Here is a 14,475-nt window from a genome sequence, read left to right as displayed (position 1 = left end):
GCAGGACGAGGAGCGGTCAGCGCGGCTCGGGCGGGCGCTGGCGGGGCATGTTCGGGCGGGCGCCCGGGGGGAGCGGGAAGCGGCCCGGCGGCGGCTCCACGGGGCGGGTGCCCGGGGCGACGGAGGACTGCATCACCAGCGGCGCGGGACCCGAGCGGAATTCCACCATCCAGTCCGCCGTCTCCGACCGCACCAGCTCCGTCACGTCGTCCGTGAAGCGCCGCAGCACCGACAGGCACCGCTCGGCGGCCTCACTGGCCGTGCCCTCCGTCGGGCCGAGCACCTCCCGCACGCTCTCCGACGCCCAGTCGAACTGGAGCGCCTGAAGCCGCCGCTGCACCGCCTGGGCCGTGGCCACGTCCCTTATCCAGCCCGACGTGAGCCCGAAGTACCGGTCGCAGGCCACGCACGCCACCGCGAGCAGCAGCGCCAGATACCCCCAGGGCGCGACCCCGCCGAGCGCCCCGGTCAGATCGAGCAGCGGCAGCGCCGCCCCCGACACGGCACCGGCGACCGCACCGCCCCGCAGCGCCCGCGCCCCGCGCCGCTTCCACACCCGGTCGGCGAGGTACCAGTGCGCCGTGTCGAGCGCCCCGCGCTCCACCCACCGGTAGAGCTCGTCGAGCCGCTCGGCGGGCTCGCCCCAGTCACCGACGGGAAACGTCCGCCCGGTCAGGTCGCCCGGCCGCACCGCGTCACCCGTGCCGTCACTGCGCTCGCCCCGGGCGCCCCGCTCCTCCTGCGGCGGTCCCTCGGGCTGCATCTCCGGCTGGCTCACCCGGCACTCCCTACGACTGGTCCTGGTCACGGATGGGGCTCATGTGCAGAGCATCTTCCTACCGCCCAATGGGTGGCCAAGGACCCGTTTTCGCGGTATTTCCGCCCGGAAGAGGGCCTTGATCAGGTATAGGCAGGCAGCTCGACTCACTCGAAAGAGTGCAGCGAAAGGTGCCGGGGCGGGCGACACCCCGACCACGTAGGCTCGTTCCAGGGCGGAGAACCCGCCCGTGGTCGCAGGTCGAAACAGGACGCAACAGGAGCTGATCGTGATTCCCGGTGGTGGCCAGCCCAATATGCAGCAGCTGCTGCAGCAGGCCCAGAAGATGCAGCAGGACCTCGCCAAGGCGCAGGAAGAGCTGGGCAGGACCGAGGTCGAGGGCCAGGCCGGCGGCGGTCTGGTCAAGGCGACGGTGACCGGCTCCGGCGAGCTGCGCGGCCTCGTCATCGACCCGAAGGCGGTCGACCCCGAGGACACCGAGACCCTCGCCGACCTGGTCGTCGCGGCGGTCCAGGCGGCGAACGAGAACGCGCAGGCGCTCCAGCAGCAGAAGCTCGGCCCGCTGGCCCAGGGCCTGGGCGGCGGAGGCATCCCGGGGCTTCCCTTCTAAGGAAGCCCCACCGCAACTAACGTACGTACTACTCAGCGGCTGGCATGCTCAGCGGCACAGCACCATCAAGCAGAAGTCGGAAGGCACTCCGTGTACGAAGGCGTGGTCCAGGACCTCATCGACGAGCTCGGCAGGCTGCCGGGCGTCGGTCCCAAGAGCGCGCAGCGGATCGCCTTCCACATCCTGCAGGCGGAGCCGACGGACGTACGGCGTCTCGCGCAGGCCCTCATGGAGGTCAAGGCCAAGGTCCGCTTCTGCGCGACCTGCGGCAATGTGGCGCAGGAGGAGCTGTGCAACATCTGCCGCGACCCGCGCCGCGACCTGACGGTGATCTGTGTCGTCGAGGAGCCCAAGGACGTCGTCGCGATCGAGCGGACCCGCGAGTTCCGGGGCAAGTACCACGTGCTCGGCGGGGCGATCAGCCCCATCGAGGGCGTCGGCCCGGACGACCTGCGGATAAGGGAACTCCTCGCCCGCCTCGCCGACGGAACGGTCACCGAGCTGATCCTGGCCACGGACCCGAACCTGGAGGGCGAGGCCACGGCGACGTACCTCGCCCGCATGATCAAGCCGATGGGCCTCAAGGTCACCCGCCTGGCCAGCGGGCTCCCGGTCGGGGGCGACCTGGAATACGCGGACGAGGTCACGCTCGGCCGCGCCTTCGAGGGGAGACGACTCCTAGATGTCTGACGCCACGCTGAACACCGTCAAGGACCATCCGGACGACTTCGCGGTCCAGATCTCGGACCAGATCGAGTCCTTCCTCGTCGCGGTCGCCGAGGTGGCGAAGGGTGACGAGCCGGACTCGGCCGTGCCCTTCCTGCTCCTCGAGGTCTCCCAGCTGCTCCTCGCGGGCGGCCGGCTCGGCGCGCACGAGGACATCGTCCCCGACGAGCGCTACGAGCCCGATCTCGGCCCCGAGCCGGACGTCGACGACCTGCGCCAGAAGCTCGCCACGCTCCTGGAGCCGATCGACGTCTACTCCGAGGTCTTCGACCCGTACGAGCCCCGCAAGGCGCCGGTCGCCTGCCGGATCTCGGACGACCTGGCCGACGTCATGGCCGATCTGCGCCACGGCATGGCTCATTACCGCGCGGGCCGCACCACCGAGGCCCTGTGGTGGTGGCAGTTCTCCTACTTCTCGAACTGGGGCTCCACGGCCTCCGGCGCCCTGCGCGCGCTCCAGTCGCTGGTCGCGCACGTCCGCCTCAACCAGCCGCTGGACGACCTGGACGGCCTCGACACCGACGAGGACCTCGCCGAGGACGCCCTCGCCGAGGCCGCGGGCAAGGTCATGGCTGAGGAGATCGCGGGTCCGCTGGGGCTCCGAACGGTGAAATGACCCTCCGTCCCATGGGTGCTCCCCGGTGAAACGATCCGGCCGGTGAAGTGACCCACCCCACTTTTCCGGTTGCCGGGCCGGGGCGCGGGCATGCGCCTGTCCGAGCGGCCGGAGCGTGAAGCCCCCACCGGGTCCTGTGCCCGGCGATCACCTTCTGAGCGGGACATCTCAGGATGTGGTATTCCCGGGGCTGATTTCGGCCGCTCGTTAGACTGAGCCGACCGAGACAAACTGAGCGAGGAGCGCACGTGGGCCTTGTCGTGCAGAAGTACGGAGGCTCCTCCGTAGCCGATGCCGAAGGCATCAAGCGGGTCGCCAAGCGAATCGTCGACGCCAAGAAGAACGGCAACCAGGTGGTTGTCGTGGTGTCCGCGATGGGCGACACGACGGATGAGTTGATCGATCTCGCCGGGCAGGTATCCCCGATCCCTGCCGGGCGCGAATTCGACATGCTGCTGACCGCCGGGGAGCGGATCTCCATGGCCCTGCTGGCCATGGCGATCAAAAACCTGGGCCACGAGGCCCAGTCGTTCACGGGCAGTCAGGCCGGCGTCATCACCGACTCGGTCCACAACAAAGCCCGGATCATCGATGTGACCCCGGGACGGATCAGGACGGCGCTCGACGAGGGCAACATCGCCATCGTCGCCGGGTTCCAGGGCGTCAGCCAGGACAAGAAGGACATCACCACGCTCGGCCGTGGCGGGTCCGACACGACGGCGGTCGCCCTCGCCGCGGCGCTCGACGCCGAGGTGTGCGAGATCTACACCGACGTCGACGGTGTGTTCACCGCCGACCCGCGCGTCGTGAAGAAGGCGCGGAAGATCGACTGGATCTCCTTCGAGGACATGCTGGAGCTCGCCAGCTCCGGGTCCAAGGTGCTGCTCCACCGCTGTGTGGAGTACGCGCGCCGCTACAACATCCCGATCCACGTCCGCTCGTCCTTCTCGGGACTGCAGGGCACCTGGGTCAGCAACGAACCGCACTTTGATCAAGGGGACCAGAAGGTGGAGCAGGCCATCATCTCCGGTGTCGCTCACGACACCTCCGAGGCGAAGATCACCGTCGTCGGTGTCCCGGACAAGCCCGGGGAGGCCGCGAACATCTTCCGCGCCATCGCGGACTCCCAGGTCAACATCGACATGATCGTGCAGAACGTGTCCGCGGCCTCGACCGGCCTGACGGACATCTCCTTCACCCTCCCGAAGACCGAGGGCCGCAAGGCCATCGACGCCCTGGAGAAGACGAGGACCGCGGTCGGCTTCGAGTCCCTGCGGTACGACGACCAGATCGCCAAGATCTCCCTCGTGGGCGCCGGTATGAAGACGAACCCGGGTGTCACGGCCGGGTTCTTCGAGGCGCTCAGCGACGCGGGCGTCAACATCGAGCTCATCTCGACCTCCGAGATCCGCATCTCGGTCGTCACGCGCGCAGACGATGTGAACGAGGCCGTGCGCGCCGTGCACACCGCCTTCGGGCTCGACTCGGACTCCGACGAGGCCGTGGTCTACGGAGGCACCGGCCGCTGATGGCTCAGACCGACAGGCCGACACTCGCGGTCGTGGGAGCGACCGGGGCCGTCGGCACGGTCATGCTCCAGATCCTTTCGCAGCACGCGGACATCTGGGGCGAGATCCGCCTGATCGCCTCCCCGCGCTCGGCCGGCCGCAAGCTGACCGTGCGGGGGGAGGAGGTCGAGGTCCTGGCCCTGAGCGAGGAGGTCTTCGACGGCGTCGACGTCGCGATGTTCGACGTACCCGACGAGATCTCCGCGCAGTGGGCGCCCGTCGCCGCCTCCAAGGGGGCGGTCGTCGTCGACAACTCGGCCGCCTTCCGCCTGGACCCGGACGTGCCGCTCGTCGTGCCCGAGGTCAATCCGCACGCCGCGCGCGTGCGGCCGCGCGGCATCGTCGCCAACCCCAACTGCACGACCCTGTCGATGATCGTCGCCGTCGGGGCGCTGCACGCCGAGTTCGGGCTGCGCGAGCTGGTCGTCTCCAGCTACCAGGCCGTCAGCGGGGCCGGCCGCGCCGGTATCGACACCCTGCGCCAGCAGATGTCGCTCGTGGCCGGTACGGAACTCGGGACGAACCCCGGCGACGTACGCCGCGCCGTCGGCGACAACACCGGCCCCTTCCCCGAGCCCGTGGCGCTCAACGTCGTGCCGTGGGCCGGGTCCCTGCGCGAGGACGGCTGGTCCTCCGAGGAGATGAAGGTGCGGGACGAGTCCCGCAAGATCCTCGGCCTGCCGGACCTCAAGGTCGCGGTGACATGTGTACGCGTCCCCGTCGTCACCACGCACTCCCTGACCGTCCACGCCCGCTTCCAGAGCGCGGTCACGGTCGACAAGGCGCGCGAGATCCTCGCGACCGCGCCCGGGGTCGTGCTCTTCGACAACCCGGCGGCCGGTGAGTTCCCCACGCCCGCCGATGTGGTGGGCACCGACCCGACCTGGGTCGGCCGCGTCCGGCGCTCCCTCGACGACCCGGCCGGGCTCGAGTTCTTCGTGTGCGGGGACAACCTGCGCAAGGGCGCGGCCCTCAACACCGCGCAGATCGCCGAGCTGGTGGCCCAGGAGTTCCCGCCCGCCGCGTGAGTTCGGCCTCTTCATCGTCCGGAAAGCGGACTCGGTCTTCTTTTATCCGGCGCGCTTTATAGGATCTGTGAAGGACCTGTGGGCGGTCGGTGGTCTAACCACTTGAACGCGCCGGTCCGCGCGCCCGAAGATTCGTCGAAGATCCCTCCCCGTTCCGTGCAACCGCGCACGGGACGGGGAGCGTCTTTGCGATCGCCTTTCGGGGGCGTAGGGCCTAGAGCCTGTCTTCAAAGGAGTCAGATCCACATCAGGAGTGATGCGATGGTGAGGGCTGCCTCATACGATTCACGGGTCTTGTCGTAGCGGGTGGCGATGGCCCGGTACTGCTTCAACGCGTTGAAGCAACGCTCGACGACGTTGCGCTGTTTGTAGCGTTCCTTGTCGAAGGCAGGTGGTCTACCGCCGTTGCTGCCGCGTCGGCGGCGGTTGACCTGCTGGTCCGAACGTTCGGGAATGGTGTGCGGGATTCCGTGTTTCCGCAGGTAGCTGCGTATGTGTCGCGTGCTGTATCCCTTGTCGCCCAGGAGATGTTCGGGCCGAGTACGCGGTCGTCCCGGTCCCGTGCGCCGGACTTTGATCCGCGCGAGTACTTGCTCGAACTGGGTGCAATCGTTGACGTTGCCACCCGTGACGAGGAAGCCGAGCGGGCGTCCGCGGCCGTCGCAGGCGAGGTGGATTTTCGTGGTCAGTCCGCCACGGGATCGTCCGAGGGCGTGAGAGTGTGCCGATTCCGCTGGGGCCGCCCTTTTTTACGAGCACCTGCCGCGTGTTGGTGAGCGCGGGCAATCGTGGAATCCACCGACACCAGCCAGTCGATGTCCCCGACTGCATCCTTGCGGGCCTGGGCCGCCTCCAGCATCCGCGAGAAGGTCCCATCCAACGCCCACCTGCGGAAACGCGTGTACAGCGTCCGCCAGGACCCATACCTCTCGGGCACATCACGCCAGGCCGAACCGGTCCGCAGCTTCCATACGATCCCGTTCAGCACCACCCGGTCATCCCGCCGAGGCCGCCCCGTCTCCGCCCTCGGAAGCAGCCCCGAGAGCACATCCCACTCCTCATCCGAGAGCTCATGCCGCCGCACCATGCACTACATGATGCCCCATCAACTCCCTTTGAAGACAGGCCCTAGGGGCGCCAGTGGAAACTGGGGCATAGGGGAAGAGCAGGTACGCATGAGGGCACTTGACGCAGCGTCATGGATGATGCCTGCCGCAAACAGGACGCCTGTCGCGTACAACCCTGACGGGGGGAAGCGTGTCCAACAGGCGTGGCAGAGGTACTCGATTTCACAGCGGTTCAGGCGAGGGGTGCAGCCCTTCGCCCGCCCCGGCGTCCCCGGATGTCCGGTTCGTCCGGCGGCATGCCGGTGATCGCCCCCATGCCAGCAGCGCGGCCTGCCCGCATACCCGCTCAGCGCGAAGGCGCTGAGGAGACGATGGCAGCAGGCACCACGGTCGACCATCTGACCGAGACCTATCGCGCCCACTACCGGTCGCTCCTCGGTCTCGCGGCCCTGCTCCTGGACGACACGGCCTCCTGCGAGGACGTCGTGCAGGAGGCGTTCATCCGGGTCCACTCCGCGCGCAAGAGAGTGCGCGATCCCGAGAAGACGCTCGCGTATCTGCGGCAGACGGTCGTGAATCTCTCGCGCTCCGCCCTGCGCCGCCGCATCCTCGGCCTGAAGCTTCTGACGAAGCCGATGCCCGACATGGCGAGCGCGGAGGAGGGCGCGTACGACCTGCTTGAGCGCGACGCGCTGAAGCAGGCGCTGCGCGGGCTCCAGCGCCGCCAGCGCGAGGTCCTCGTCCTGCGCTACTTCGCGGACATGACCGAGGCGCAGGTAGCGGATGCCCTGGGTATCTCCCTCGGTTCCGTGAAGGCGTACGGATCCCGGGGCATAGCGGCGCTCCGCGTCGCCATGGAGGCCCCGGCATGAGCAGCGACAAGCACCGCAATGATCGGGATGAGCAGAACAGGCGTGTGGGATCCGGGGATGGAACTGTGAATCACGGCCCCGGCCAGGACGACGGCCTTTTCGACGGTCCCGAGGATCCCTTCGGCCGCCCGGACTCCGCGGGCGGCCCGGACTCTCCCGACCCCCTGGACTCCCTCGGCGGTGACGAGCTGGCGCTGCGGCGCCTGTTGCACGAGGCCGTGGAGGAGATCGAGCCGAAGAGCGGGACGCTCGACCATCTGCGCCGCGCCGTGCCGGCCCGGCGGGCCCGCAAGCGGCAGGCCGTCGTCGGTATGGCGGCCGCGGCCCTGTTCATCGGCACGGCGATCCCCGCGCTCGTCCATGTGACGGGCCAGAGCGGGTCGAACGACCACCCGTCCATCGCCGGCAACAGCGAGGCGACGCATGGCGGTACGGGCTCCGGGAAGGGCCCCGACGGCGGCGAGAACGGCACAGGGAGCCCTTCGGGGAAGTCCAAGTCCAAGGACAAGGACGGCAAGAAGGGCAGGGCCGGCGACAAGGGCAAGGGCGCGGGCGGTGGTGCCACCGGCGGCCCTGATCCCGCGAGCACGGCGGCCGCGAGCTCCCCGGTCTGCGGGGTGGCCGATCTCGGCGCCGCGCCGGCGAACCTCGGCGCGGCCGACGCGGGCGGCAAGGTCTACGGCTCCTTCCGCGTCACGAACATCTCCCACGCGAACTGCTCGGTGGACGCCCCCGGCGCCGTCTCCGTCCTCGCCCAGGGCGCGGCCGACCCGGCCAAGGTCAACGTCGTCGACCACACGGCGGGTGACGCCGCGACCGGGCTGCCCGATCCGTCGACGGAGCCCAGCCAGCTGATCCTCGAACCGGGCATGTCGTACGAGGTCCGCTTCGCGTGGGTGCCGTCCGCGAGCTGCCCGACCACGGGAGGCGGGGGCGACGCGTCGCCCAGCCCGACCCCGTCCGGCGGCACCACGGGCGACGCGACGGGCTCGAACCCGGAGCAGAGCGGTCTGTCCACGCAGATGGTGGCGGAGGGCCCCACGGCCGACGGCAGCGTCTCGGTCTCCCACACGGCGGAACCGGGCTCGCCCTCGTCCAGCACGACGATCCCCAACGCGTGCGCCGGAACGGTGTACCGCACGGGGGTCCTGCCGGCGTCTTAGGGGCGGGACCGGTTCATGCCGGCACGGGGAGACGCGGAGACGCGGTGAGACGTGGGCGAGGTGCTGGGGCACCTCGCCCTCTCGACCGGACGGTGATCAGCCGGCCGCAGCGGTGATCAGCCGCGACGGCTCTTCCCTGCGGTGCCGCACTAGCCTCGTGCGGTCTCGGGGCTCGCGGGCTCGGGGGTGTCTGCCGCGTCCGGGGCGTCTGCCGCGTCCGGGGCCGTGCCGGTCGCATCGGATTCCGTGAGTCCCAGCGCGGCGTCCCGCTCGAACTCCGCCTCGCGGCGCAGCAGGCGGAACCACATGAAGACCACGAAGCCCGCGAAGACGAACCACTCGCCGGTGTAGCCCAGGTTCTGGAACGCCTTCAGGTCGAGGCCGCTGCCCTGCGGCGCCGTCGCCGGTACCGCCGTCATCCCGGAGTCCGCCTTGTCGAGCGTGACCCAGGCGTCGTAGACGTCGTACGGGACGAGGTTCACCAGGGACGCCGCGCTGATCGCGCCGAGCTGTCCGGCCGGCAGGCCCCCCGCGGCGGAAGCCCCGCCCGAGCCCGGGCTCTCGGAGGCCTGGAGCGCACCGGTGACGGTGACCTCGCCCCGGGGTGCCGCGGGAGCCTTCGCGGCGCTCGCCGCGCCGGGCACCCACCCACGTACGACGGGCAGCGCCTTGCCGGCGCCCCCCTCCGTGCGCAGCAGCGTCACCACGTAGAAGCCGGTCCTGCCGTCGAGTTCACGGTCGGGGACCAGAAGCTGCTTGCCGTAGTGCCCGGTCGCGCTGGCCCGCTTGCCGGACGTCTTCTGGTCCACGGGCAGCAGGGAGCCGAGCGGCCGGGGCGCGGCCTTCTCGTTCGCCGTCGACTGCGCCGAGGCGTCCTTGTGGCCCTGCACCCGGTCCTCGAAGCGGCCGAGCTGCCAGGAGCCCATGAAGATGCAGAAGGGGATGGCGAGCACGACGAACACGTTGATCCCCCACCACCGGGGGGTCAGGAGGAACCGGTACACCCTCCCCACGGTACGGCTCCCGCACGAGGAGCCGGGCCGCGGGGTGGGCCCGGTCCCGCGCGGGAGTGCCGCCGCGTCCGTCAGCTCAGATGCCGCGCCGCGAAGTCCAGCTCCAGCCGCACCTGCTTGATCCGCTCCTCCACGACGAGCGAACCGTGCCCCGCGTCGTACCGGTACACCTCATGCGTGGCGCCGCGCGCCACGAGCCGGTCCACATAGTTGTCGATCTGGCGGATCGGGCACCGCGGGTCGTTGACCCCCGCCGAGATGTAGACCGGTGCCTTCACCTCGTCCACGTACGTCAGCGGGGACGACGCGGCGAAGCGGTCGGGGACCTCTTCCGGGGTGCCGCCGAACAGCGTGCGGTCCAGCGCCTTGAGGGCCTCCATCTCGTCGTGGTACGCCGTGACGTAGTCCGCGACGGGCACGGCCGCGAGGCCCACCGCCCAGGCGTCCGGCTGGGTGCCGACGCCGAGGAGCGTGAGGTACCCGCCCCACGAGCCGCCCGCGAGGACGAGCCGGTCCGGGTCGGCGAGCCCGGACGACACGGCCCACTCGCGGACCGCCGAGACGTCCTCCAGCTCGATGAGGCCGACGCGGTGCTTGAGCGCGTCCGTCCACTCGCGCCCGTACCCGGTCGAGCCCCGGTAGTTGACCCGGACCACCGCGTACCCGTGATCCACCCAGGCCGCGGGGCCCGCCGCGAACGAGTCGCTGTCGTGCCAGGTCGGCCCCCCGTGCACCTCGAACACGGTGGGCAGCGGCCCCGTGGCCCCCGCCGGCTTCTGGACGAGGGCGTGGATGCGGCCGCCGGGTCCCTCGACCCACACGTCCTCCACCGGCACGGACGCCGGCGCCTTGAGCCCGGGCGGATCGAGGACCACGCCGCCCGACGTGGACCGGACGACCGACGGCTCGGCGGCCGACGACCACAGGTACTCCACACTGCCGTCGGGCCGCGCCGTCGCCCCCGACACCGTGCCCGGCGGCGTCTCGACGCGGGTCAGCGCGCTCGAGCCGAACTCGTATCGCCACAGGTCGCTGCGGGCCTCGAAGCTGTGTGCGACCAGGAGCGCCGAGCCGTCCGGATACCACTCGGCGGAGACGTCACCGGGCAGGTAGAGGGCGAGATCGGTCTCCTCACCCGACGCCACGTCCCACACCATCGGCTCCCAGCGCCCGCGCCGCTGATGCCCGACGAGGAGCCGGGTGTCCCCGTCCACCGGAGCGAAGCCCAGGACTTCCAGTCCCAGCTCCTGCGAACCGCCCTTGGTGTCGTCGAGCTCGGCGACCGTCGTCCCGTCGGGCCGCACCACGCGCAGCGCCGCATGCATGGCGTCCCCGTGCTCCGTGTGCTCGATGGCGATGAGGCTGCCGTCGTGCGAGAGGTCGCCGACGCCGGCCGACTCGCGGTGCCGGTAGATCTCCTGGGGCGCGCCGCCGCCGCGGACGACATGGATCGTCGTGCCGTCCTCGTCCGTGGAGCGGCCCACGACCGCCGTCGAGCCGTCCCTCCCGATGGCCAGGCCCGCCGGGTACGAGGCTTCGAGCCCGTCCACCGCGGGGACGTCTTCGCCCCCGCCGAAGGGCTGGCGCAGCCAGACCCCGAACTCGTCCCCGTCCTTGTCGCTGAACCACCAGATCCACTGGCCGTCGGGGGACAGGAGGCCGTCCGTCGTCCCGTTCGGCCGGTCCGTCGCTCTGCGCTGCTCGCCCGTCGTCCGGTCCCACGCGTACAGCTCGTACGTCCCCGTCGCGTTCGACACGAACAGCGAGCGGTCCGGCGCGTCCTCCGCCCAGTCGGGCAGGGACACCCGCGGCGCACGGAAGCGCTTCTCCCAGTCCGGCATGGATCCGCCGCCCGCCCCGCGAGGGGCCCCGTTGCTCTCAGTCATGGCCCCATAGTGCCTCCATCGGCCGACAATCCGCCGGTGAGGTTCCCCAGCCTGTGGATAACTTCCCCGCCATGTACTCCCTCAGGGCGACGAGGCGATGAAGGCGACGAAGGCCTGACCCGTCACACGGGCGGCTCGGCAGGGGCCGGTCCGAGGGTCGTGGTGCCGGGCGCGGCGCGGTGTCCGAGTCCCGTGCGGTACGTGTCGAGGGCGGCGTCGATACGGCCCGTGCGACGGTAGAGGTCGCCGAGCAGACGGCACAGGTCGGCCAGGTCGCCCGCCGCGCCCGCCCGTTCGAGCAGGCTCAGCGCGGTGACGTAGTGCTCCTCCGCGGCCTCCGCCGCCGCCGTCACCGGGCCGCTCCCCTCGGGGGCGCCCGCGGCCCCCGACTCCTCCGCGATGATGCCGAGCAGCCGGTGTGCGCCCGCCGCGTGGACGGCGCCGCGCTCCGGGTTCAGGTCGCCGAGCAGGGCCCGCAGCAGCGCGGCCGCCTCGTCGCTGCTGCCCCTGCGGCGCAGCACGTCGGCCAGCTCGACCTCGACCTGCGTCGTGTAGAGCACCGCCCGCTTGGCCGACAGCATGTCGCGCGCGGTCCTCAACTCGCTCTCCGCGTCGGCGAGTCGGCCGTTCTGGGCGTGGACGTAACCGCGCATCCAGTGACAGTGCGCGAGTTCGGTGCGGATCTGGAGCCGCTGGTACAGCTCGGCGGCCTTGCTCAGGGACACGTCGGCCTCCGCGGCGCGGCCCTCGGCGAGGAGCGTGCGGGCCACCGAGCGGTGCATCTTGGCGACGAGCAGGGGGTCCCCGGCCTGCGGGGCGAGCGAGAGCGCCAGCTCGGCGGCCTGTGCGGCGCGCGCGTGGGCGCCCATGTCCATGTACGGGGCGATGGTCGCCGTGTAGAGCAGCAGCAGGGCGTCCGGGTCGTGCAGGCCGCTGGTGTTCAGCTCGTCGAGCGCCGACTCCAGGAGGTAGCACGCGTACCGCAGCTCTCCGGAGAGGTAGTGCGCGAGGGCGCGCGCCCGCACGACGGGGGCGCGCTGGGGGAGCGGCGCGCCGGCCGCGACGAGCAGCGCCTCGGCGGCTTCGAAGTGGCGGTGGGCGTCGGGGAGTTCGCCGGTCTCCAGGGCGCACTCGCCGAGGCCGAGTTCGGCGGCGGCCTGTTCGGCGCCGAGGCCGTGCCGCTCGGCTTCGGCGCGCAACTCCTCGTACAGGACGGCCGCCTCCTCGGCGGCGCCCGTGGTGAGTCCGCGCTGGGCCTCGGTGAGGCGCAGGCGCAGCCGGGTGGCGAGGTGGGCGGGCTGCCCCGTCGTGAGCTCCTCGTACGTCACGCCGAGCCGCTCGGCGACGTGCCGCAGGGCGGCTTCGGAGGGGCGGACGCGGCCTGCTTCCAGGGTGGAGATGTACGCGGGTGTGTAGGCGGGCTCGGCGACCTGACGCTGGGTCAGGCCGCGATCTGTGCGCAGACGGAGGACGCGGCGGCCTATGGGTTCGTCGGCGGGCCCGGCGGGCTCGGCGGGTGCGGATGGCTCGGTGTCCGGTGCCAGGCCGGGGTCCCCGTCCGGTACGGGGCCGGGGTCACCCGCTTCCGGGGTGCTGTCGTGCGTCATCGTGCGGCGCGCCGCCCTTCCTGTCCCGCTGCGTGGTCCCGCTCCCGCAACTGATGCTTGTCGCAGGGCACTTGAGTCTCACCCCTTGTCAGCCGTCACGCCACCCCCTAAGTTGATCGATCGATTAAGTCTGATTAACCCAGCACTTATGTCCCCTACTTGAGTACCCGAGGTCCTCGTGCCGATACCCAAGTCCCCGCGCCGTCCCCTGCCCGCCGCGCTCCTCGCCGGTGTCCTCGCGGCCGCCGCCCTCGGTGGCGCGGGCCTCGCCTCCGGTCACGCCGACGCCGCGGAAGCCGCGGGCGGGTCCGGCACGGGGACCCGTACGGTCGAGTACTTCGCCGACTCCCACGGAGAGGGCCGTCACGTCCAAGTCCCGGCGGCCGTGCCGGCGGAGATCCGCAAGGAGAGGCGCGCGCCCGCGACGGCTGCCCCGGACGGCGAGGTCACCGCGCTGCAGAAGACGGGCCCCTCGGAAGGCCGCCTCGACCTCGTGATCATGGGCGACGGCTACACGGCGGACCAGCAGGAGGACTTCAGGCAGGACGCCGAGTCCAAGCTCGATTCGATCTTCGCGATCGAGCCGTACAAGAGCTACAAGGGCCTCTTCAACTTCTGGCTCGTCAACACGGTCTCGAACGAATCGGGTGTCTCCGGAGACCCCACCCAGGACGTCGTCAAGGACACCGCGCTCAGTAGTTACTTCTTCTGTGACGACGTCGAGCGGCTGCTGTGCATCGACGAGAAGAAGGTCGACTCGTATGCGCAGCAGGCCCCGGACTCCGACATCGTCTTCGTCGTCTCGAACGCCACGAAGTACGGCGGTGCCGGTTACAGCGGCCTCCAGTCGACCGCCGGGCACACCGGCATCGCCACGATGTCCTCCGACAACGACCGCTCGTACCTGATCGGCGCCCATGAACTGGGCCACTCCATCGGCCTGCTGGCCGACGAGTACCAGTACGCGGGTTACGGCAGGTACCCCGGAGCGGAGCCCGTCGAGCCCAACACCAGCATCCTGACGGCGGACGGCATGTCCGGCGCCAAGGCCAAGTGGTACCGCTGGCTCGGCGAGAGCGACCCGGCGGGCGGGACCGTGGGCGCGTACGAGGGCGGCGGCTACTACGAGTACGGGATCTACCGCCCGACCCAGAACTCGATCATGCGTGCCCTGGACACCGAGCAGTTCAACCTCGTCGGCCGCGAGGCGATGATCGCCGGCTTCTACCGCGACGCCGACGTGCTCACGGCCCGCACCCCCACCACCCGCACCCTGCGCCCCCAGGACCACATCCGCGTGGACCTCGCACCGCTCGCCAAGGGCCTGTCCGACGTGCGCGTGCACTGGTACGTCGACGGGGTCGAGGTGCGCCGCGCCGCCGCCGAGCACGCCGTCACCGGCAAGGAGCTCGGCGCGCGCAAGGGCACGCACACCGTCACCGCGACCGCCGTCGACAACAGCGCGTCGCTCCGGGACCCGGCCGCGATCCGGGCGGCGTCCAACAGCGTCAGCTGGACGGTGAAGACGGGCAAGTGACGGG

13 protein-coding genes are annotated in these 14,475 nt (G+C 70.9%); 8 read left to right on the top strand and 5 right to left on the bottom strand.

The window, feature by feature from the left end; all coding sequences use genetic code 11:
* Positions 1-16: 16 nt before the first annotated feature.
* On the bottom strand, positions 17-778 hold the full coding sequence (locus tag OHO83_RS22350; protein WP_266672705.1) for an SLATT domain-containing protein: 762 nt from the start codon (positions 776-778) through the stop codon (positions 17-19).
* 268 nt (positions 779-1,046) lie between these two features.
* On the opposite strand from OHO83_RS22350, the gene OHO83_RS22345 reads away from it, so the two are divergent.
* The 5 genes from OHO83_RS22345 (at position 1,047) to OHO83_RS22325 (ending at position 5,326) form a co-directional block, all read left to right on the top strand.
* Complete coding sequence (locus OHO83_RS22345) at positions 1,047-1,388, top strand: YbaB/EbfC family nucleoid-associated protein (protein WP_266676506.1); 342 nt, start codon at positions 1,047-1,049, stop codon at positions 1,386-1,388.
* A 90-nt stretch (positions 1,389-1,478) separates the two neighbouring features.
* Positions 1,479-2,078 (top strand): recombination mediator RecR, encoded by a 600-nt coding sequence (gene recR, locus OHO83_RS22340; RefSeq protein WP_116511760.1) that lies wholly within the window; start codon positions 1,479-1,481, stop codon positions 2,076-2,078.
* Positions 2,071-2,730 carry a DUF5063 domain-containing protein gene (locus OHO83_RS22335; RefSeq protein ID WP_266672706.1) on the top strand — a complete coding sequence of 220 codons (660 nt, stop codon included), beginning with the start codon at positions 2,071-2,073 and terminating at the stop codon, positions 2,728-2,730. Before recR ends, OHO83_RS22335 begins: the two co-directional genes overlap by 8 nt.
* Positions 2,731-2,978: 248 nt before the next feature.
* Positions 2,979-4,259 (top strand): aspartate kinase, encoded by a 1,281-nt coding sequence (locus OHO83_RS22330; protein ID WP_266672707.1) that lies wholly within the window; start codon positions 2,979-2,981, stop codon positions 4,257-4,259.
* A complete protein-coding gene (locus OHO83_RS22325; RefSeq protein WP_266672708.1) occupies positions 4,259-5,326 on the top strand; it encodes an aspartate-semialdehyde dehydrogenase in 1,068 nt (355 codons plus the stop codon). Before OHO83_RS22330 ends, OHO83_RS22325 begins: the two co-directional genes overlap by 1 nt.
* A 236-nt stretch (positions 5,327-5,562) precedes the next feature.
* Here OHO83_RS22325 and OHO83_RS22320 read toward each other — a convergent pair.
* A protein-coding gene (locus OHO83_RS22320) for an IS5 family transposase (RefSeq protein WP_405603237.1) occupies positions 5,563-6,413 on the bottom strand; the annotation gives its coding sequence in 2 pieces (ribosomal slippage) (positions 5,563-6,056 and positions 6,056-6,413; 852 coding nt in all).
* A 183-nt stretch (positions 6,414-6,596) separates the two neighbouring features.
* Between OHO83_RS22320 and OHO83_RS22315 the strand changes: the two genes are divergently transcribed.
* Together OHO83_RS22315 and OHO83_RS22310 are read left to right on the top strand one after the other, a co-directional pair.
* A complete protein-coding gene (locus OHO83_RS22315; RefSeq protein WP_116511753.1) occupies positions 6,597-7,265 on the top strand; it encodes a SigE family RNA polymerase sigma factor in 669 nt (222 codons plus the stop codon).
* A gap of 65 nt (positions 7,266-7,330) precedes the next feature.
* Positions 7,331-8,428, top strand: coding sequence for a hypothetical protein (locus OHO83_RS22310; protein WP_329434441.1), 1,098 nt, complete (start codon positions 7,331-7,333; stop codon positions 8,426-8,428).
* A 149-nt stretch (positions 8,429-8,577) separates the two neighbouring features.
* Here OHO83_RS22310 and OHO83_RS22305 read toward each other — a convergent pair whose 3' ends face one another.
* The 3 genes from OHO83_RS22305 to OHO83_RS22295 all read right to left on the bottom strand — a co-directional run bounded on the left by OHO83_RS22305 (position 8,578) and on the right by OHO83_RS22295 (position 12,934).
* On the bottom strand, positions 8,578-9,432 hold the full coding sequence (locus OHO83_RS22305) for an SURF1 family protein (RefSeq protein ID WP_266672710.1): 855 nt from the start codon (positions 9,430-9,432) through the stop codon (positions 8,578-8,580).
* An 80-nt stretch (positions 9,433-9,512) separates the two neighbouring features.
* A complete protein-coding gene (locus OHO83_RS22300) occupies positions 9,513-11,327 on the bottom strand; it encodes a S9 family peptidase (RefSeq protein ID WP_266672711.1) in 1,815 nt (604 codons plus the stop codon).
* A gap of 122 nt (positions 11,328-11,449) precedes the next feature.
* The gene (locus OHO83_RS22295) at positions 11,450-12,934 is read right to left on the bottom strand and encodes a helix-turn-helix domain-containing protein (RefSeq protein ID WP_330279742.1); all 1,485 of its coding nucleotides are present in this window, start codon (positions 12,932-12,934) and stop codon (positions 11,450-11,452) included.
* A 178-nt stretch (positions 12,935-13,112) separates the two neighbouring features.
* Between OHO83_RS22295 and OHO83_RS22290 the strand changes: the two genes are divergently transcribed.
* Complete coding sequence (locus OHO83_RS22290) at positions 13,113-14,471, top strand: M64 family metallopeptidase (protein ID WP_330279741.1); 1,359 nt, start codon at positions 13,113-13,115, stop codon at positions 14,469-14,471.
* The last annotated feature ends 4 nt before the right edge of the window (positions 14,472-14,475 follow it).

The organism is Streptomyces sp. NBC_00569 (genome assembly GCF_036345255.1).
Taxonomy (GTDB): domain Bacteria; phylum Actinomycetota; class Actinomycetes; order Streptomycetales; family Streptomycetaceae; genus Streptomyces.
This window is presented reverse-complemented; position numbering and strand designations above follow the sequence as displayed.